The organism is Geodermatophilus siccatus, from assembly GCF_900103785.1.
Lineage (GTDB): Bacteria > Actinomycetota > Actinomycetes > Mycobacteriales > Geodermatophilaceae > Geodermatophilus > Geodermatophilus siccatus.
Map to the genome: position 1 here is coordinate 468,562 of NZ_FNHE01000003.1, position 19,189 is coordinate 487,750.

17 protein-coding genes are annotated in these 19,189 nt (G+C 75.2%); 12 read left to right on the top strand and 5 right to left on the bottom strand.

The features are described 5' to 3' along the window. Positions 1-29 precede the first annotated feature (29 nt). The 3 genes from BLS21_RS08175 to BLS21_RS08185 are packed head-to-tail and all read left to right on the top strand — an operon-like array spanning position 30 to position 2,408. Complete coding sequence (locus tag BLS21_RS08175) at positions 30-1,454, top strand: amidase (RefSeq protein ID WP_091216525.1); 1,425 nt, start codon at positions 30-32, stop codon at positions 1,452-1,454. 38 nt (positions 1,455-1,492) lie between these two features. Then, a complete protein-coding gene (ctaJ, locus tag BLS21_RS08180; protein ID WP_091216199.1) occupies positions 1,493-1,891 on the top strand; it encodes an aa3-type cytochrome oxidase subunit CtaJ in 399 nt (132 codons plus the stop codon). Positions 1,892-1,943: 52 nt separating this feature from the next. Then, a complete protein-coding gene (locus BLS21_RS08185) occupies positions 1,944-2,408 on the top strand; it encodes a DUF5130 family protein (protein WP_091216202.1) in 465 nt (154 codons plus the stop codon). Between the two features lie 118 nt (positions 2,409-2,526). Here the strand turns inward: BLS21_RS08185 and pepN are convergent, their stop codons facing one another. Continuing rightward, positions 2,527-5,079 carry an aminopeptidase N gene (gene pepN / locus BLS21_RS08190; RefSeq protein ID WP_091216205.1) on the bottom strand — a complete coding sequence of 851 codons (2,553 nt, stop codon included), beginning with the start codon at positions 5,077-5,079 and terminating at the stop codon, positions 2,527-2,529. Positions 5,080-5,241: 162 nt separating this feature from the next. Here pepN and BLS21_RS08195 point away from each other — a divergent pair, with 162 nt between their 5' ends. Together BLS21_RS08195 and BLS21_RS08200 are read left to right on the top strand one after the other, a co-directional pair. Then, positions 5,242-5,907 (top strand): mycothiol-dependent nitroreductase Rv2466c family protein, encoded by a 666-nt coding sequence (locus tag BLS21_RS08195; RefSeq protein ID WP_091216207.1) that lies wholly within the window; start codon positions 5,242-5,244, stop codon positions 5,905-5,907. Positions 5,908-5,939: 32 nt separating this feature from the next. Beyond that, complete coding sequence (locus BLS21_RS08200; RefSeq protein WP_091216210.1) at positions 5,940-6,695, top strand: SDR family oxidoreductase; 756 nt, start codon at positions 5,940-5,942, stop codon at positions 6,693-6,695. 136 nt (positions 6,696-6,831) lie between these two features. On the opposite strand, the gene BLS21_RS08205 is transcribed toward BLS21_RS08200, so the two are convergent. Beyond that, entirely contained in the window at positions 6,832-7,500 is a 669-nt protein-coding gene (locus BLS21_RS08205) for a DUF429 domain-containing protein (RefSeq protein ID WP_091216213.1), read from the bottom strand. Between the two features lie 26 nt (positions 7,501-7,526). Here BLS21_RS08205 and BLS21_RS08210 point away from each other — a divergent pair, with 26 nt between their 5' ends. Then, positions 7,527-8,018, top strand: a complete 492-nt coding sequence (locus tag BLS21_RS08210; RefSeq protein ID WP_091216217.1) for a ribose-5-phosphate isomerase — start codon at positions 7,527-7,529, stop codon at positions 8,016-8,018. On the opposite strand, the gene BLS21_RS08215 is transcribed toward BLS21_RS08210, so the two are convergent. Next, the gene (locus BLS21_RS08215; protein ID WP_091216220.1) at positions 8,015-9,256 is read right to left on the bottom strand and encodes a GNAT family N-acetyltransferase; all 1,242 of its coding nucleotides are present in this window, start codon (positions 9,254-9,256) and stop codon (positions 8,015-8,017) included. The genes BLS21_RS08210 and BLS21_RS08215 overlap by 4 nt on opposite strands. 98 nt (positions 9,257-9,354) lie before the next feature. Further along, complete coding sequence (locus BLS21_RS08220) at positions 9,355-9,600, bottom strand: hypothetical protein (RefSeq protein WP_091216222.1); 246 nt, start codon at positions 9,598-9,600, stop codon at positions 9,355-9,357. Positions 9,601-9,843: 243 nt separating this feature from the next. Between BLS21_RS08220 and BLS21_RS08225 the strand changes: the two genes are divergently transcribed. Next, complete coding sequence (locus BLS21_RS08225; RefSeq protein ID WP_091216225.1) at positions 9,844-11,484, top strand: hypothetical protein; 1,641 nt, start codon at positions 9,844-9,846, stop codon at positions 11,482-11,484. A 67-nt stretch (positions 11,485-11,551) separates the two neighbouring features. Next, on the top strand, positions 11,552-12,529 hold the full coding sequence (locus BLS21_RS08230; RefSeq protein ID WP_091216228.1) for a sigma-70 family RNA polymerase sigma factor: 978 nt from the start codon (positions 11,552-11,554) through the stop codon (positions 12,527-12,529). A gap of 65 nt (positions 12,530-12,594) precedes the next feature. On the opposite strand, the gene BLS21_RS08235 is transcribed toward BLS21_RS08230, so the two are convergent. Then, a complete protein-coding gene (locus tag BLS21_RS08235; RefSeq protein WP_091216231.1) occupies positions 12,595-13,740 on the bottom strand; it encodes a glycosyltransferase family 4 protein in 1,146 nt (381 codons plus the stop codon). A 174-nt stretch (positions 13,741-13,914) separates the two neighbouring features. Here BLS21_RS08235 and BLS21_RS08240 point away from each other — a divergent pair, with 174 nt between their 5' ends. The 4 genes from BLS21_RS08240 (at position 13,915) to BLS21_RS08255 (ending at position 19,181) form a co-directional block, all read left to right on the top strand. Next, positions 13,915-15,075 (top strand): threonine synthase, encoded by a 1,161-nt coding sequence (locus BLS21_RS08240; RefSeq protein ID WP_091216233.1) that lies wholly within the window; start codon positions 13,915-13,917, stop codon positions 15,073-15,075. 594 nt (positions 15,076-15,669) lie between these two features. Continuing rightward, on the top strand, positions 15,670-16,914 hold the full coding sequence (locus tag BLS21_RS08245) for a patatin-like phospholipase family protein (RefSeq protein WP_091216236.1): 1,245 nt from the start codon (positions 15,670-15,672) through the stop codon (positions 16,912-16,914). 39 nt (positions 16,915-16,953) lie between these two features. Next, positions 16,954-18,054, top strand: coding sequence for a ComEC/Rec2 family competence protein (locus BLS21_RS08250; RefSeq protein ID WP_091216239.1), 1,101 nt, complete (start codon positions 16,954-16,956; stop codon positions 18,052-18,054). 5 nt (positions 18,055-18,059) lie between these two features. After that, positions 18,060-19,181: a CHAT domain-containing protein gene (locus tag BLS21_RS08255; protein ID WP_091216241.1), complete on the top strand. Its 1,122-nt coding sequence runs from the start codon at positions 18,060-18,062 to the stop codon at positions 19,179-19,181. Positions 19,182-19,189: the final 8 nt, after the last annotated feature.

Sequence of the window (19,189 nt, forward strand, 5' to 3'; positions counted from 1 at the left end):
TGTACCGGTCGCCGCTACCGTCGCCGACCGTGACCCAGCTGCACGACCTCACCGCACTGGAGCAGGCGGCCGCCGTCCGGTCGCGGGAGGTGAGCCCCACCGAGCTCGTCGAGCACGCGCTGCGCCGGGTCGAGGCCCTCGACGCCGGCCTCGGCGCCTTCCTCACCGTGACCCCGGAGCGCGCGCTGGCCGGAGCCCGCCGCGCCGAGCGCCGGCTGCGCGAGGGCGGTGAGCTGCCGCCGCTGCTCGGCGTCCCGACGGCGGTCAAGGACCTCAACAACACCGCGGGCGTCCGGACGACGTTCGGCAGCACCGTCCTCGCCGACAACGTGCCCACCGTCGACGACGCCGTGGTGACCCGGCTGGCCGAGGCCGGGACGATCAGCATCGGCAAGACCAACACACCCGAGTTCGGCTTCCCCTGCTACACCGACAACGAGCTGGTCGGCCCGGCCCGCTGCCCGTGGGACCCCGGCCGGCTGGCCGGCGGCTCCAGCGGGGGAGCGGCGGTCGCCGTGGCCGCCGGGATGCTGCCGGTCGCGCAGGGCAGCGACGGCGGCGGGTCGATCCGCATCCCGGCCAGCATCAACGGCCTGGTCGGCCTCAAGCCCACCCGCGGCCGGGTGAGCAACGCGCCCCTCGGCGGGGACGTCACCGGGCTGGGCACCAACGGCCCGCTGGCCCGCACCGTGCGCGACGCGGCGGCGCTGCTCGACGCGATGGCCGGGCCGGTGACCGGGGACCCGGCGTGGGCGCCGCCGCTGCCGCCCGGCGAGACCTTCCTCGGCGCCACCGACCGACCGGTCGGCCGGCTGCGGATCGGCCGGTACCTGGAGTCGCCCATGGCCGACGCCGGGCTGGAGCCGGCGGTGCAGGCCGCCTTCGACGACGCCGCCCGGCTGCTCGAGGAGCTCGGCCACGAGGTGGAGGACGTGCCACCCGGGCTGCTGGGCCCCGACGTCCTGACCGCCTTCGAGCGGGTGTGGACCCTGTCCGGGACGCTGCTGCCGGTGCCGCCCGAGCGGGTCGGCGAGCTGCGGCCGCTGACCCGGGAGCTGCGGGCCCGCGGCCTGGCGCTGTCGGCGCAGCAGGCCATGGAGGCGCTCACCGCGTTGCGGCTGTTCGCCCGCCGCTTCGTCACCGCGACCGACCGCTACGACGTCCTGCTCGCGCCGGTCACGACGATGACGCCGCGGCCGCTGGGCTGGTTCGACGCCGACGGCGACGGCGCCGCGGACTTCGAGCGGCAGAAGCGCTACGCCGCGTTCACCGCGGTCTTCAACGTCACCGGCCAGCCCGCGGTCAGCGTCCCGCTGCACTGGACCGACGACGGGCTGCCGGTCGGGACGATGCTCGTCGGGCGGCCCGCGGACGAGGTCACGCTGCTCGCGCTGGCCGCCCAGCTGGAGGCCGCCCACCCCTGGGCGCACCGCCACCCGCCGTCGTGGGACTGATCGTGAGAGCAACGGCGGGTGCCGGTAGGTTGAGGGGCGTGACCGTCGTCGAGACCCTCCTCGTCTACGCGGTGGCCCCGCTGGCGCTGATAGCCGTCCTGGCCCTGCTCACCCTCGTCCCCGGGCGGCGCAAGAAGCTGCGCTACAAGCCCGGCCAGGCGTGGGACCACGAGCCGGTCTGGTACGAGCCGCACCCGGTCGGTGGTGGCGGCCACGGCCCCACCGAGGCGCACGGCCCCGCCGGCGTCCCCGGCGACGGGACCACCGCGCTCGGCTCGTCGATGTACCCCGAGCAGCACGGCCCGGGTGCCCCCGGCCAGTCCGGCGGGTACGGCGGGGGCGACTCGCACGGCGCCACCGGCGCGCGCGCCCTCGCGGCCGGGCCCTCCGCCGCGGCCGCGGCGCGTCCGTTCGGCGGCGCCCGCGGGACCTGGTGACCGGCGTGAGCGTCCACCGCAGCACCCCTGAGACCCCCCACGGAGGCCGGAGATGACCCGCGTGCTCGAAGGCACGTCGCACGACACCGCGACGTCCGCCGGCACCATGGCGACGCGCGCCGACGAGGCCGAGGCCCCGGACTCGATCTTCAGCTACCAGGAGCTGCTGCGCCTCGACGAGGCGCTGACCATGTCCTCCCGGGAGACCGGGCTGCGCTTCACCCTCTACATCGGTGACCTCGGCCCCCAGACCCGGGCCCGCGCCGAGGAGCTCTTCGAGCGCTCCGGCTCCGACCTCCCCGACTCGGTGCTCATCGCGGTCTCGCCCGGCCAGCGGGTCGTCGAGGTCGTCACCGGTGCCGCGGCCGCGCGCCGGCTGCCCGACCGCGCCTGCGCGCTGGCGGTGCTGTCGATGACCAACGCCTTCGCCTCCGGCGACCTGGTGGGCGGCATCGTCAACGGTCTGCGCCAGCTGTCGGACCAGGCCGGTCACCCGCGAGGTCTGCGCACCCACTGAGGAAGGACCCCCTTCCTCCCCACCTCCGCAGGCTCAGGGTGGGGCCGCTGGGCGACCAGCCGTCGAACGCGTGAGGCCCGGGACCCGACAGGTCCTGGGCCTCACGCCTTCGACGCCCTCAGTCGCTCTCGGCGGCGTCCCGCTCGCGGGCGCGCAGCGAGCGGCCGATCCCGTCGCGGCCCTCGGCGACCAGCCGGCGCAGCGGCGCGGGGTGCTCGGGGTCGGCCAGCCAGGCGTCGGCGGCCTGGACCGTCCGCAGCTCGACCACCGGCGGGAACAGGTACTGCACCGCGTTCTTGGCGATCTCGCCGGGACGCCGGTCCCACAGCGGGCGGATGTCGGCGAAGTACCGGTCGACGTAGCCGGCCGTGAGCGCCCGCTGCGCCGGGTGCCAGAAGCCCTGCAGCATCGCCTCGTGCACCGCGTTGGGGACGGTGTCGTCGTGGAACGCCCGCTGCCAGGTCTCCTCCTTGGCCTCCGCCGTCGGCCGCAGCGCCCGCGCGGTCGCGGCCCGCCGCTGCCCGGTCGCCGTGGCGTCGCGCGTCTCCTCGGCGGCGATCTCGGCGTCCCCGGCCGCGCCGATGGCGACCAGGCCGTGCAGGAAGGCCCAGCGGGCGTCGGCGTCCACCGGCAGCCCCTCGACGACCCGGGAGCCGTCGAGCAGACCGCGCAGCACGGCGGCGTGCTCCTCGGTGCGGGCAGCGGCGGCGAAGGTGCGCGACCACTGCAGCTGCGTGTCGCTGCCCGGCTCCGCGGCCTCGAGGGCGGCCAGCGCCTTGTCGGCCAGGGCCCGCCAGCCGGTCTCGGCCCAGCGCGGGTCGGCGTAGCTGGTCAGCGCCGACTGCACCCGGGCCAGCAGCGACTGGACGACGCTGATCTCGGTCTCGGCGTCCACCCCGGCCAGCACCAGTGCCACCCAGTCGCGGGCCGGCAGCTCGGCGTCCCGGGTCATGTCCCAGGCCGCCGACCAGCACAGCGCGCGCGGCAGGGGGTCGGGGATGGCGCCGATCGACTCCTGCAGGGTGGCCAGCGAGCGCTCGTCGAGCCGCAGCTTGGCGTAGGTCAGGTCGTCGTCGTTGACCAGCACCAGGTCCGCCACGGGGTGGCCGGCGAGCTCGGGGACCTCGGTCAGCTCGCCCTCGACGTCCAGCTCCACCCGCGTGCGCCGCGTCAGCCCCTCGGGCCCCTCGTCGTAGAGGCCCACGGCCAGCCGGTGCCGCCGCAGCACCGGGTGCTCGGGCACCGCCGTCTGCTGGATCGAGACGCGGGCGTACCGGCCGTCGTCGGACAGCTCGAGGACCGGTCGCAGCGTGTTCACCTGGCTGGTCTCCAGCCACTGCCGCGCCCACTCGGTGAGGTCGCGGCCCGTGCTCTCCTCCAGGGGACCGAGCAGGTCGGCCAGCGTGGTGTTGCCGTACTCGTGGGTGCGGAAGTAGCGGCGAATCCCGGCCAGGAACTCGTCACGGCCGACGTAGGCCACCAGCTGCTTGAGCACCGAGGCGCCCTTGGCGTAGGTGATGCCGTCGAAGTTCACCTCGACCGCGGCGACGTCGACCATGTCGGCGGCGATCGGGTGGGTCGAGGGCAGCTGGTCCTGCGCATAGGCCCACGCCTTCTCGGTGTTGGCGAACGTCGTCCACGCGGTCGTGTACTCGGTGGCCTCGGCCTGGCACAGCGTGGAGATGTAGGTGGCGAAGGACTCGTTGAGCCACAGGTCGTCCCACCAGCGCATGGTCACCAGGTCGCCGAACCACATGTGCGCCAGCTCGTGCAGCACCGTCTCCGCGCGCCGCTCGTAGCGCGCCCGGGTGGCCTTGGACCGGAAGACGTAGTCCTCCAGGAAGGTCACCGCGCCGGCGTTCTCCATCGCCCCGGCGTTGAACTCCGGCACGAACAGCTGGTCGTACTTGTCGAACGGGTACGGGTAGTCGAAGACCCGGTGGTAGAAGTCGAAGCCCTGCTTGGTGACCCGGAACAGCTCCTCCGGGTCGAGGTGCTGGGCCAGCGAGGCGCGGCAGTACAGCCCCAGCGGGATGCCCTCGTGGGAGTCGGTCACCCTCGCGTAGGGGCCGGCGACGAGCGCGAGCAGGTAGGTCGACAGCCGCTTCGTCGGCGCGAAGTGCACCAGCTGGGAGCCGCCGGGGCCGCCCTCGACGGTGCGCTCGCCGGTGTTGGAGACGACCTGCCAGTCGAACGGCGCGGTGACGTGCACGGTGTAGGTGGCCTTCAGGTCGGGCTGGTCGAAGCAGGTGAACACCCGCTTGGCCTCGGCCGGCTCGAAGTGCGTGTAGAGGTAGACCTGCCCGTCCTCGGGGTCGACGAAGCGGTGCAGCCCCTCGCCGGAGTTGGAGTACCGGCAGTCGGCCTCGACGACGAGGGTGTTCTCCGCGGCCAGGCCCGGCAGCGGCAGGCCGCCCTCCTCGGTGTAGGCGGAGACGTCCAGCGGCTCGCCGTTCAGCGTGGCGGAGCGGACCTTCTCGGCGACCAGGTCGATGAAGGTGTCGGCCCCGGGCTCGCGGCAGGTGAACCGCACCGTCGTCGTCGACCCGAAGGTGTGCTCGCCGGGACGCCCGGCGCCGTCGGTCAGGTCGAACTGGACGTCGTAGCTGTCGACCGCCAGCAGTCGGGCGCGGGCGGCGGCGTCATCGCGGGTCAGGTTGGGTACGGCCACGCAGGGGAGCTTCCCACGGCCCTCCGACACGCCCCCGACCTGGACCGGGGGACGCCACGCCCGGGCGACCGCGGGAACAACGGCTCCCCGGCCCGGCTTGGCACCGGCAGGGACGACCCCGGCGCACCGCCGCCGGGCAGGACGACGCGAGGAGCGGAACGCATGACCGAGGCAGTGCAGAGCGCGCCGACGAAGGCCCGCGTGGACTTCTGGTTCGACCCGTTGTGCCCGTGGGCGTGGTTGACCAGCCGCTGGGTGCTGGAGGCCGGGAAGGTCCGCGACATCGACCTGCACTGGCACGTCATGTCCCTGGCGGTGCTCAACCGCGGCCGGGACCTGCCGGAGGAGTACCAGCGCATGATGGAGAAGGCGATCGGCCCGGTGCGGGTCGCGATCGCCGCGGCGCAGCAGCACGGCGACGAGGTCCTCGGCGACCTCTACACGGCCATGGGGACGCTGCGCCACCACGAGGGCGTGGAGCTCGACGAGCTGATCGCCCCCGCGCTGGAGCGCGTCGGCCTGCCGGCCTCGCTGGCCGAGGCCGCCACCTCCACCGAGTACGACGAGGCCCTCGAGAAGAGCCACCACGCGGGCATGGACCCGGTCGGCGACGACGTCGGGACCCCGGTCATGCACATCGACGGCGTGGCGTTCTTCGGCCCGGTCATCAGCAAGGTGCCCACCGGTGAGGCCGCCGGCAAGGCCTTCGACGGCGCCGTCCTGCTGGCCAACCTCCCCGACTTCTGGGAGCTCAAGCGGACCCGGCTCTCCGGGCCCGACATGGACTCCGTGCCGGCCGACGCCCTCGAGCTGACCGGCCGCCGCTGAAGCGGCGCGGAGGGGTGCGGCATCCTCAGCGGGTGCCGCACCCCCTCCGCCAGCGCATCCTGATCTCCGGCGCCAGCTCCGGCCTCGGCGAGGGCATGGCCCGCCGCTTCGCCGCGATGGGCCGCGACCTGGCGCTCGTCGCCCGCAGGTCCGACCGCCTCGAGGCCCTGCAGCGCGAGCTGCTCGCCGCCCACCCCGGCATCCGGGTCGAGGTCGCGGCGATGGACGTCGACGACGCCGACTCGGTCGCCACGGTCGTGCCCGCGCTGGCCGAACGGCTCGGCGGCCTGGACCGCGTGATCGCCAACGCCGGCATCGGCAACGGGGTCCCCATCGGCACCGGTGCGGCGGCGACCAACCGGGCCGTCCTGGCCACCAACGTGCTCGGCACCCACGCCCAGTGCGAGGCGGCGGTCGAGCTCTTCCGCGCCCAGGGGTCCGGTCACCTCGTCGTGGTCTCCTCGGTGGCCTCCGTCCGGGGCATGCGCGGCACCCGGACGGCGTACGGCGCCAGCAAGGCGGCGCTGAACTCCCTCGCCGAGGGGATCCGCTCGGAGGTGCACGGGACGCCGATCGCCGTCTCGACGATCCTGCCGGGCTACATCGCCACCGACATCAACGTCGGCCGCCGCGGCCCGTTCACCGTCGACGTCGACACCGGCGTCGACGCGCTCACCGCGGCCGTCGAGCGGGAGCCGGTGCGCGCCTACGTCCCCGAGTGGCCCTGGCGTCCGATCGCCGGGCTGCTGCGGGTGCTGCCGCTGCCCGTCGTCCGCCGGGTGACCTGAGGACCCCGTCCTCCTCACCGTGGAAGGACCCCGTCCTCCCCACCCTTCGCGAGCTCGGGGCGGTGCCCTGGACGGGGCCGCGGCGAGCCTCCGGACGGGGCCTCACGTGGGACCCGGTGAAGGCTCGGGACGGACCTCACCAGCAGATGCGCATCGGCCGGCCGCGGGCGTCGGTCGCGCCGTCACCGACGCACTCCGCGGTGCCGTCGGCGATCCGCCGGGCCGACCACGCGGCGGCGCAGGCGTCGAGCGCGTCCACGGCCGGCACCCGCGGCGGGGCGCCCGCGAGCGCGTCGAGGATGTCCATCAGCGGCTGCAGCGCCCGGATCCGCTGCGCCTGCCCGCGCACGCTCGACTTGGGGTCGCACACCCGCTGGTCCAGCGCGCGGAAGGCCAACTCCGGGTGCACCTCGACGACGCGCTCGACCGGCGGGTCGCCGAGCGCCTCGTCCAGGCCCCGGATCGCCGCGACCAGCTGGAAGGACTGCGCCGACAGCGAGCGGCCGCCCGTCGCCGCGACCGACAGCTGCCGCGCCTCGGCGTGGTCGCGGGCACGCAGGACGGCCCGCACCGGCGCGGGGAAGACCGAGCTGCCCGCCCGCCCCAGCCGCTGCCGCGCCTCGACGTCGCAGGCCCGCACCCCGGTGTCGGACAGACCGATCGGCATGTCGATGCCGACCACCTCGACGTCCGGCACGGCGAGGACGGCGGCCGCATCGGGCAGCGCCAGCAGCTCCACCGTCCGGCCGTCCAGCCGGGCGCCGACCCAGGCGCCGCGCCACCCGTCGACACCCAGCACCGCCACCCGGGCAGCCTGACAGACTCGCCGCCATGCGCGTCTTCGTCGGGACCGACCACGCCGGCCTGGAGTTCAAGGAGCACCTCAAGCAGGCGCTCGCCGACGCAGGCCACGAGCCGGTCGACTGCGGGGCGTTCGAGTACGACGCGCAGGACGACTACCCGCCGTTCTGCTTCGAGGTCGGCGAGCGGACGGTCACCGAGCCGGGCAGCCTCGGCGTGGTCATCGGCGGCTCCGGCAACGGCGAGCAGATCGCGGCCAACAAGGTGCCCGGGGTGCGCGCCGCGCTGGTGTGGAACCGGGAGACCGCCGAGCTGGCCCGCCAGCACAACGACGCCAACGTCGTCTCGATCGGCGCCCGCCAGCACAGCGTCGAGGAGGCCACCGAGCTGGTGCTGCACTTCCTCGCCACGCCGTTCAGCGACGAGGAGCGGCACGTGCGCCGGATCGGCCTGATCACCGACTACGAGCGCGACCGACGCCGCCCGGCCGGCGGGCTGCCCACCCGCGAGGAGCAGGTCTAGAACTCGTCGGGGCACCACGGCGTCACCGGCCAGCGGAACGCCGTCCCGGCCTGGGTGACCGCCCCCGGGCTGACCTCGGTGACCCGTCCGGCCGCCTGCAGCGTCGCCAGCGACACCCCGCCGAGGTAGGCCGCGCCCAGCGCCTCGACGTCGAGCACGAGGTCGGGGTCGGCGTCGGTCTCGAAGCAGAAGGCGCCGGCCGGGTGGCCGACGAGGGACCAGCGGCCGTCGTTCCAGGGGCAGAACCGGTCGCGCACCTCGAACACCAGGTTGACCCGGGCCGGGTAGCGGCGGGCGGCCAGCGCGCGGCCGACGTCGACCAGCCGCACCCACAGCGCGTCGTACGGCTGCGCCCGCAGCGCCCGCGGCTCGGCCAGCAGGTGCCGCAGCGGGTCGTCCGGCGAGGCGGTCGGCGCCCGCATCGTGCGGACGAGGTCCAGCGACAGCAGGAACCGCCACAGCGACGCGCACGCCGGCGTCGTCAGGGAGCGCACCTCCTCGACGACGACGGTGCCGTCGGGCTGGCCGTCGTCGGTCCACGCCGACCGGACGCGGTAGGTGGCGTAGCCGGTCACCGTGCCGTCGGGCTCGACGTGCCGCAGGAAGCGCCGCTCGGTCGCGCCGTGGCGCCGGGCCGGGTCGTCCTCCAGCCCGCGGTCCCACCAGCGGGCGTCACGGGCGAGGTTGCCGGGCACCGACCGGCGGACCCGGTCGTGCAGCCCCACGGCGGCCGCGCGGAAGTCCTCGACGCCGACCTGCTCGACCCGCCCCGCGCCGAGGTCGACGTCCGGCCGCAGCGCCAGCCGGGCGACGTCGCCGGAGAGGTTGCCGCGCTCGGTGGCCGGTGCGTAGCCGAAGCGGCCGTAGATCGAGGACTCCGAGGCCCACAGCGCCGCGACCGGCTCGCGCCCCTGCTCGTGGAGCTCGGTGAGCTGGCGCCGCATGACCGCGGTGAGCACGCCGCGCCGCCGGTGGCTGGGCGCGACGCTCACCCAGGTCACGGCGGCACAGGGGACGACGCCGCCGGGCACGGTCAGCTCCCGGCTGTGGACGCCGGACGTCGCGACCACCCGGTCGCGCTCCCACAGCCCGAGCGAGCGGTCCAGCTCCGCGTGCGCGGGGACGGCGTCGACGAAGGAGGCGGGCGGCTCCTCGGCGAACGTGGTGAAGAAGGCCCGGCTGAACGACGGCCAGTCCTCGGGCGTGGCGGGGCGCAGCTGGTCGGCGATGTCGGTCACCCGAGCTGTCTACCCGGCCCCGTCCCGAGGCTCGCGCCGAGCGTGCGAACCGCGGGGGGCAGGGGGCCTCCTCCGAGGCGGGAGGACAGGGTCCCCTTTCAGCGGACCACCGTGGCACCGGCGGTCAGGGTCCCGGGCGCCACCTCGGTGCGGCCGGCGTCCCGGACGACGACGTCCATCGCGGCCACCTCGTCCGGCCGTCCGCCCAGCACGACGACCCGTCCGTGGGGGATGCCGAAGGCGGCCAGCGCGGCGTGCACGGCCTGCGCCGCCGCCTTGTGCCGCGACATCGACACGTTGGTGTTGACGAGGACGCGGACCTCGGGGGCGTCATCGGGTTGCACGGTGGGTGACCTCCCGGTCAGCGGTGCGGGTGGGCGAGGGTCGCCCGTCGGGTCCCGAGCGTGGCGGAGATCCGCCGGGTGCGCGCGGACCGCCGCGCCCCGGCGATCGGCCCGAGCAGCCCGCGGTCGCGACGGGCGGCCCGCTGTCCAGGGCCGTCGCGTCGTTAGGGTCGCCGGGGGCCGGGCGCGGCCACCGCCGTCGCGCTCCCGCACGACCGTGCGCCCGGCCGGGGGGAGGGAGCCGTGCGCTCTCCGACGGTGCCGATCGCCGTGACCGTGGCGTTGCTGGTCAGCGGCTGCGGCGCGGCCTCGGGCGACGAGGCCGCGCAGGGCGGCGGTGTGGCGACCTCCGCGCCCGACGCCCGCCTCACCCTCGTGGCCGACGAGGACCCCGTCGCCTCGGCCGCCTCCGCCAGCCGGGCCCTCTTCGACCGCGCGGACGTCGTCGTCGTCGCCCGCGACGGCGACGCGGCCGGCACGCTGCTGGGCGCCTCGGCGGCCACCGGCCTCGGCGTCCCGCTGCTGCTCGAGCCGGCCGGCGGCGGCTCCGCCGACCCGCTGAGCGGCGAGCTGGAGCGCCTCGGCACGACGACGGTGCTCGCGGTCGGGGCCGCCGGGGGCGGCGCCGGCGGGGAGGGCGGCCTCGAGGTGGTCGCCGTCCCGGCCGCCCCGGACGCCGTCGCCGAGGTCACCGGGCTGGAGCTGGACGAGGCGCAGCAGGTGGACGCCGACGACGCGGTGGCCGCGGTCGCCGGGCTGGACCCCGAGCAGCCGACCGCGCTGCAGCCCACCGGCACCGAGCCGGCCGGTGACGAGCCGGGGGACGGCGAGCTGCCGGCCGTCGAGCGCGCCGAGCCGCTCGAGGACACCGTCGTCGTGAGCACCGGCGCCCCGGAGGCGCTGGCCGGCGTGGCCACAGCTCGGGCCGCCGGCGCCCACGTGCAGCTGAGCCCCCCCGACCCGCGCGGCTCCGCCGAGCTGGTGGAGCTGCTGGGCGAGCAGCAGCCCGGGACCGTGGTGGCGCTGGGCGCCGGGTTCGGCGCCGAGGAGGGGCTGGACTGGAAGCTCGAGACCGCCGCCACCGGCCGGCAGCTGCCCGGCGGCGGCCAGCTGCTCTTCCCGCAGCACTTCCTCGTCGCCCTCTACGGCAGCCCGGGCACCGGCGCGCTCGGCGTCCTCGGCGAGCAGGACCTGCCGGCCTCCGTCGAGCGGGCGCAGGCCCACGCGGCCGACTACGAGCCGCTGGTGCAGGACGCCACCGTCGTCCCCGCCTTCGAGGTCATCGCCACCGTCGCCTCCTCGGTGGCCGGGCCGGACGGCAACTACTCCACCGAGCTGCCCGTCGAGGAGCTGCGGCCCTGGGTCGAGGCGGCCGGCGAGGCGGGCATGTACGTGGTCATCGACCTGCAGCCGGGGCGCACCGACTTCGTCACCCAGGCCGAGCAGTACCGCTCGCTGCTGGAGCTGCCGCACGTCGGGCTGGCGCTGGACCCGGAGTGGCGGCTGGGTCCGGACGAGGTGCACCTGACCCAGATCGGGTCGGTGTCGATCGACGAGGTCAACGAGGTCGTGACCTGGCTGGCCGACCTGACGCGGGGGGGCGACCTGCCGCAGAAGCTGCTGCTGCTGCACCAGTTCCGGGTCGACATGATCCCGGACCGCGACCGGCTGGACACCTCCCGCGACGAGCTGGCGCTCATGGTGCACGCCGACGGCCAGGGCGGTCAGGGCGACAAGCAGGCGACCTGGCGGACGCTGCGGCAGACCGAGCCGGACGAGGTCGCCTGGGGCTGGAAGAACTTCTACGACGAGGACGTCCCGATGCTCACCCCGGAGGAGACGGTCGCCGTCGAGCCGCGCCCTGACCTGATCAGCTACCAGTAGCCGGGGGACCTCCCGTTCCGTCGGTGTCCTGTGGTGAGCTGTCGCGGCCCAGGCCCGAGGAGGACACGTGACGACCGTGCTGACCGACGAACTCGACCCTCGCCTGCTCGAACACCGGCGGGAGCTGACCGGCTACTGCTACCGGATGCTCGGGTCGGCGTTCGACGCCGACGACGCCGTGCAGGAGACGATGGTCCGCGCCTGGCGCGGCCTGTCCGACTTCGAGGGCCGCTCGGCGCTGCGCTCCTGGCTGTACCGGATCGCCACGAACGTCTGCCTGGACCAGCTCTCCGGCCGGCAGCGGCGGGCGTTGCCCATGGACCTCTCCGGCTCCCCGTGGCAGCCGGTCGAGGCCTCGCTGGCCGCCCGCCGGCCGGGCACGGCGTGGGTGGAACCGGTGCTCGACCGGCAGGTCGTCGCCGAGGACGCCGACCCCGCCGAACAGGCCGTGCAGCGGGAGTCGATCCGGCTGGCCTTCGTCTCCGCGCTGCAGCACCTGCCTCCCCGCCAGCGGGCCGTGCTGCTGCTGCGCGAGGTGCTCCGCTGGCGGGCCGACGAGGTCGCCCAGCTGCTCGACACCACCGTCGCGTCGGTCAACAGCGCGCTGCAGCGGGCCCGCGCCACGATGGCCGAGGTCGGGGGCGAGGCGGAGACCGAGCCGCTGGACGACGTCCACCGGGCCCTGCTCGATCGCTACGTCGACGCCTTCGAGCGCTACGACGTGGAGAGCCTCGTCGCGCTGCTGCACGAGGACGCCACCCAGCACATGCCGCCGCTCGAGATGTGGCTGCGCGGCCGGGCCGACATCGGCACCTGGATGCTCGGCCCGGGTGCGAAGTGCCGCGGCTCCCGGGTGCTGCCGACCCTCGCCAACGGGGCGCCGGCCTTCGCCCAGTACCGCCCCCGCGCCGGCGGCGGGCACGAGCCGTGGGCGCTGCACGTGCTCGAGGTGCGCGCCGGGCGGGTCGCGCACATCTCCAGCTTCCTCGACCTCGACAACGAGCTGTTCCGGCGGCTGGGCCTGCCGGTCGAGCCGCCGGCCTGACGACGGACCCCGCCCTCCTCACCCCTCGCAGGCTCGCGGCCAGACCCTGGACGCGGCCGCGGCGGTCAGCGGACCTCGGCCCCGGCCAGACTCGCGTACAGCTGCGTCATCCGGTCGACCAGCCGGTCGTGCGAGCGGCTCGCGGCCAGCCGGCGGCCGTGGGCGCCGAGCCGCCGGGCCGACTCCGGGTCGAGCAGCAGCGACACCAGCGCCCGGGCCAGGTCCTCGGCCTCGCCCGGGCGCACCAGCAGCCCGCTGCCGCCGTCCTCGACCAGGTCGGGCAGCCCGCCCACCCGGCTGGCGACCACCGGCACGCCCGCGGCCATGGCCTCGCAGACCACCATCGGTGAGCCGTCGGACCGGGAGGGCACGGCGAGCACGTCGAGGCCGGTGAGCAGACGCGTGGCATCCGAGCGGTACCCGGTGAACGTGACCGCGCCGGCCAACCCGAGAACCGCCGCACGGTGCTCGAGGTCGGGCCGCAGCGGCCCGTCGCCGACCACGAGGAAACGCGCCTGCGGGACGACGCCCGACACCAGTGCGGCGGCCCGCAGGAAGACGTCGACGCCCTTCTCCGGGACCAGCCGGCCCACCAGCCCGACCACCGGCCGTCCCGGGTCCGGGGCAGGGCTCCCCGCGGAGGGGACTGCGGCCGTCGTCGGCAGGAGCACCTCCACCCGCTCGGGCGCGACGCCGTAGCCGCTCACCAGCAGGTCCCGGATCGCCGAGGAGACGGCGACCACCCGGTCGGCGTGCCGGTAGACCAGGCCGCTCACCGCGCGCGTCCGGCGGTCCCGCCAGGGCCCCTCGGTGTGCTCGGTGACCACCAGCGGCACCGGCAGGTCGCGGACGGCGTGGACGGCGGCGGCCGCGCTGGCGAACAGGTGGGCGTGCACGACGGCCGGCCGCAGGTCGGCCACCAGCTGCGTGAGCGCGCGCTCGTACCGGCCGCTGACCCGTCGCTCGACGAGCTCGTCGAGCAGGGCGGTGACCGGCACCCCCGCGTCGGCGAGGGACGCGGCGTGGGCCCCGCCCACCGAGCAGGCCACGTGCACCGGCCACCCCCGCCGGTGCAGCGCGACGGTGAGGTCGACGACGTACCGCTCGGCGCCGCCTCCGTCGAGGGAGTCGATGACCATGAGCACGGACAGCGGCGGAGGGGTTCCGGCGTCGGGCCGGGGGACGGGGGTGCGCAGCCGGGAGCCGGTCATGGGGCGCTCCGGAGGACGGCGGGACCCGCGGCTCGGGCCCGCCGACCATAGCCGTTCCGCGCGACGCAGAACCTCCGGCCGAGCGCCGTCCTGGTCGCGCGATGGCGTGCGCGAGGCTGGTGTCCCGGCCCCGATCAGGCCACCCGTCCCGACGGCACGACGCAGGGAGACCCGATGCCCACCACCCCGCCCGCGGTCGTCGACCGCGGCGGCCGGCGCTACCCCCTCGACGAGCTCCGCTGGTGCGGCGACGACGGGTCGCCGCTCATGGTCGAGCCGCTGCCGGGCATCACGCGGGACGCGATCGATCCGACGGTGCCGTCGCAGTGGCGGTACCGGGCGGCCCTGCCGCTGCCCGACCTGCCGCCGGTCACCCTGGGGGAGGGCCGGACGCCGCTGCTGCCGCGACGCCTCGCCGGGCTGGACGTCGCGGTCAAGGTCGAGGCGGTCAACCCCACCGCGAGCTTCAAGGACCGCGGGGTCTCCGTGATGGTCAGCGCCCTGCGCGCCCAGGGCGTGACCGCGCTGCTGGAGGACTCCAGCGGCAACGGCGGGTCCTCGGTTGCCGCCTACAGCGCGGCCGCCGGCATCGACGCGCTCATCCTCGCCCCGGCGTCGACGTCGTCGGCCAAGGTCCTGCAGAGCCGGCTGCACGGCGCCACGGTCGAGCTCGTCCCGGGGACCCGGCAGGACACCGCCAACGAGGCCGTCCGCCGGTCGAGGGAGCGCTTCTACGCCAGCCACAACTGGCACCCGATGTTCCTCCAGGGCACCAAGCTCATCGCCTACGAGATCTGGGAGGACCTCGGCTTCACCGCGCCCGACGCCGTCGTCCTCCCCACCGGCGCGGGGAGCCTCGTGCTCGGCTGCGCGATCGGGTTCGGCGAGCTGCAGAGGGCCGGTGAAATCACGCGCGTGCCCCGGATCCTGGTGTCCCAGCCCGCCCGGTGCAGCCCGCTGGTCGAGGCGCTGGCCGCCGGTCGCGACACCGTCGAACCGCGCACCTGGGAGCCGACGATCGCCGAGGGCACCGCCATCGCCCGACCGGTCCGCGACCGCGAGGTGCTCGCGGCCATCCGGGGGAGCGGCGGCTCGGCCACCGCGGTCCGGGAGGAGGACCTGCGCGCCGCGACCCTGGCGCTCGCCGCGACCGGCCTGTACGTCGAGCCCACGTGCGGTCAGGTCGTCCCCGCGCTCGAGCACTTCGCGCGGGAGGGGCACGTGGCCGCCGGCGACAGCGTCGTGCTGGTCCTCACCGGCTCGGGCCTCAAGGCGAGCGACGCGATGGCCCGGCTGCTGGCCGATCAGCAGGGGGCGGGGTGGGGGAGGAGGTGATGGGAGCCGGACCCGCGGGACCGGCTCGGAGAGCCGGACACCGGAGACCGTAGGGCCATCCGCGCTGGTCCGGGGTTCGTCCCGGTGTGCCACCGAGCCCGCGCGACCACTGTGCGACGCATCGCGGCCACTCCGGCTGCTCGTGGGCGCCCTCGCTCGGTGCCCCGGGAGTCGCTCGGCATGGTGGGGAGGGGGCGGGCGCCCTCGCCGTGGCGGTCGTCCGCGCCGTGCTGGTGGACGAGCCCCTGACGGGTGCCTCGCCGTGCGACGGTCAGCAGCGGGCTGCTGGGGGATCGCCGCTCTCCGGTCCCAGGCCGGACCCGTACCCGGACCGTCGTCCTGCTGCCAGTCCGGGCGCAGCGGTTCCTCCCCGGCCGCGGGACCGAGGAGACGGGCTGACACCGCTCGATCGCGCCGTCACTCAGCGCAACGACGCGCGTGCACACCCAACAATCATGTCCTGTGACCGGTTGCTCTACGCAGTGTTGCGGAGCACGGCCCTAGCCTCCGTCCCACTCGGCGCGTCCTCCGACGGAACAGCACGGAGGAGGACGCCGTCGGGGGACCGAGCCGGTCCGTCCAAGGGGAGGCGCCATGGGCGTCGGACACGAGGCACCTGCCGTCGACGACTCGGTGCCGTTCGTCGACTCGCCGGCCGTCGGCACCGGGCTCCGGATCACGCCGTGCGGGGACGACCTCCGGCCCGAGCCGCCGCCCGACAGCCGGGATCCGCTCGCGGTCACGCTCTCGGGCGGGGGGTTCCGGGCCACGCTCGCCGGACTGGGCGCACTGCGCCTCGTGGCCGGCACCGGGTCCCTCGGCGACCTGCGCTACCTCTCCTCGGTGTCCGGGGGCTCGATCACCAACGCGGTCACCGCTCTGGCCTGGCCGCGCCTGCGCGACCGCGGCTTCACGGCCGAGGCGTTCGACGAGCTCGTCGTCGAGCCGGTCGTCGCGCGGCTGTCGAGCCGCTCGTTGAAGTTCGCTCTCCTGCGCGGGCTGTGGCGCACGGTCGGACCGCAGACGCGGACCGACGTGCTCGCCCGTCGGCTGGACGAGTGGTTCCTGCACGAGGCGGAACTCGAGCACCTCGACCCCGGCGTCCGCTGGATCATCAGCGCCGCGAACATGATGTCGGGCGTGCGCTTCGGGTTCGAGCGCGACGTCGTCGGCGACTACACCATCGGCCTCCTGGCGACGAAGGGAACCGGCCTCCGGCTCAGCCGGGCCGTCGCCGCCTCGGCCGCCGTGCCGGGGACCTTCGCGCCCGTCGTGCTCCGCGACCTCCCGTTCCCGTGCGGCACCGCCCCACCCGCCCTGCTGGACGGCGGGGTGTACGACAACACCGGTCTCGAGGCGCTCGATGGCGAGCGGTACCGCGACGTCTTCCTGTTCACGATGAACGCCGGCGGCCTGCTGCGGGCCGGCTCGTACGGCAAGGTGCCGCTGGTCCGCGACCTCGCCCGGGCCAACTCCCTCCTGTACCGCCAGAGCACCACGCTGAGGACGCGGGACATGGTCAACCGGTTCCGTCGTGGACGAGAGCTCCCAGCGGGCTCGCCGCTGCCGGACGGTGCGCGCCGGGGGGTGCTGGTCTCGCTCGCCACCGACCTGCCCACCGAGCGACCGGAGCCGCTCCGGGCCTGGTGCGCCGCGCACCCCGAGCACCGGACGCACGACGGCCGCGACCTCGCCCTGGTCCCGACCGTCTTCGACAAGCTCGACGAACGGCTCTGCCGCGCCCTCGTGTACCGCGGGTGGTGGCTGATGGGAGCCGTGCTGGCGGCCTACCACCCTGAACGGCTGCCCTCCAGCGGCATCGGTCCGCCGCCGCTCTGAGACGGGCCGTCACGTCGGATCGGGAGAAGAGGAGGGATCATGCCGACCGCGGATGAGGCCGGCCTCACCATCGAGGCCCTCCCCGTGCGGCAGGGCGACTGCACCCTGGTCACCTGGGGGCCGCACACCGATCGCCACCGGATGCTGATCGACGCGGGCCCGGTGCCGGCCTATCCCGCGGTGCACCGCAGGATGTCCCGGCTGGAGCCCGCGGAGCGGCACCTCGACGTCGTCGTCGTCACGCACGTCGACGCCGACCACATCGAGGGGGTCCTCCGGCTGCTGAACGACGCCTCCCTCGGCCTCACCGTCGGCGATGTGTGGTTCAACGGCTACCAGCACCTGCCCTCCGACGACTTCCTCGGCCCCGTGCACGGGGAGATGCTCGGCGCGCTGCTGGACGAGCGGCACCTGCCCTGGAACGCCCGCTTCGATGGCGCGGCGGTCAGCCGGGCGCGGGGAGCGCCTCCGGCCGAGGTGGAGCTCGACGGCGGCCTGCGGGTGACCGTTCTCGCCCCGTCGGACAGGGAACTGGCCGCCCTGCGCCCGGTCTGGGAGCGGGAGTGCCGCCGGGCGGGCCTGGTGGCGGGGTCGTCGCGGGACGCCCTGCCGAGACTGCAGCGGACGAAGAAGTACAACCCGCTGGACTCCTACCTCGACCCCGGCGACGCGCTCGCGGAACTGGCCGACACGCCCACCGCAGACGACGACTCGGAGGCCAACGCCAGCAGCATCACCCTCCTCCTCGAGCTGGACGGCGGGAGCGCCCTCCTCGCGGCCGATGCGACGCCGACCGCCCTGAGCAGCGGCCTCGAGGCGCTGTCGGCCCGACGGACCGGGCCGACGCTCGCCGTCGACGTCCTCAAGCTCCCCCACCACGGCAGCAGCCGGAACGTCACCGCCGACGTGCTCCGAGCGGTGCCCGCGGGCACCTACCTCGTCTCGACCGACGGCAGCTACTTCGGCCACCCCCACGACATCGCCATGGCCAGGGTCCTCACCTACGGCTCGTCGGGCGGAACGCTGGCCTTCAACCACCGGACGGCGACGACCGAGGAGTGGTCGGCGACCGGCCGCTCGGTCGGCTTCGGCGCCGTGCTGCCCGACGAGCCGGCCGACGGCGTGCGACTGGAGGTCTGACGGCCATGGGCGGGACCGAGACGGCGACACGGGAGATCCAGGTCCGGGTGCTGTCCTCGGGAGAGGTCGACGCCCGCCGGGACGACGGCGCCACCTGGCAGGGCGGGAGCATCCAGTTCTCCGGCGTGGACGCCGAACTCATCCGGATCTTCGCCCGCTGGCTCACCGAGCGGGGCCGGGAGTGGCGGTGGGACGAGGTACGGGCCTTCGGCAGCCTGCTGCACCGGAGTCTCTTCCCCGCGGGCCTGTGGAGCTGGGTCGAGCAGTCGATGACCGAGTTCGGGGACAGCCGCCTGCGCCTGCAGCTGGAGTTCCCGTCGGAGGGCCTGGCCGACCTCGCGGCCGTGCCGTGGGAGTACCTGCACGTGCCGAACCGGCCCGGCCGGGAGGGCTTCTTCCTGGCGGCGGACCACCACGTGATCCTCACGCGGTTCGTCCAGTCGGAGCGGGGCCGACGGGCTCTCGGGGGTGAGCCGCGGATCAGCGTCCTCGTGCTGACCTCCCAGCCGCAGGACCTCGGCGAGGTCATCGCCGGCCCGGTGGTCGAGCAGCTCGAGAAGCTCCGGAGGGAGAAGGAGCTGCCCCTGGACGTCGTGGTCCTCGAGCAGCCCTCGCGCTCGTCGCTGAGGGACCAGGTGCAGGAGACCCGTCCCCACGTCGTGCACTTCATCGGCCACGGGCAGTTCGACGCCGAGCACGCGGAGGGCCAGATCGCGCTCGTGGGTGGAACGGGCCGGGCCGACTGGGTCGGCGAGCAGGCGCTCGCCCAGCTCCTCGACGCCGGCGGGACGCTTCCGCGGCTGACCCTGTTCCACTCGTGCGCCGGTGCCCAGGTCGACTACCGCGCCAGCTTCGCCGGACTCGCGCCACGGCTGATCAAGCGTGGCGTGCAGTGCGTCGTCGCCATGCAGTACGCGGTGACGAACCGGACGGCGCTGGAGTTCGCTCGGATCTTCTACGACCGGTTGGGCCGGGGGCTCCCGGTCGACGAGGCGGTCCAGGCCGGGCGGATGGAATTGCACGTCATCTACGGGGACGACTCGCGGCTGCTGGGCATCCCGGTGATCTACCTCAACAGCCGGGACGCCGTGCTGCTCCCCCCGACGACCCCGTCCCCTTCCCCCTAGGACCTGGC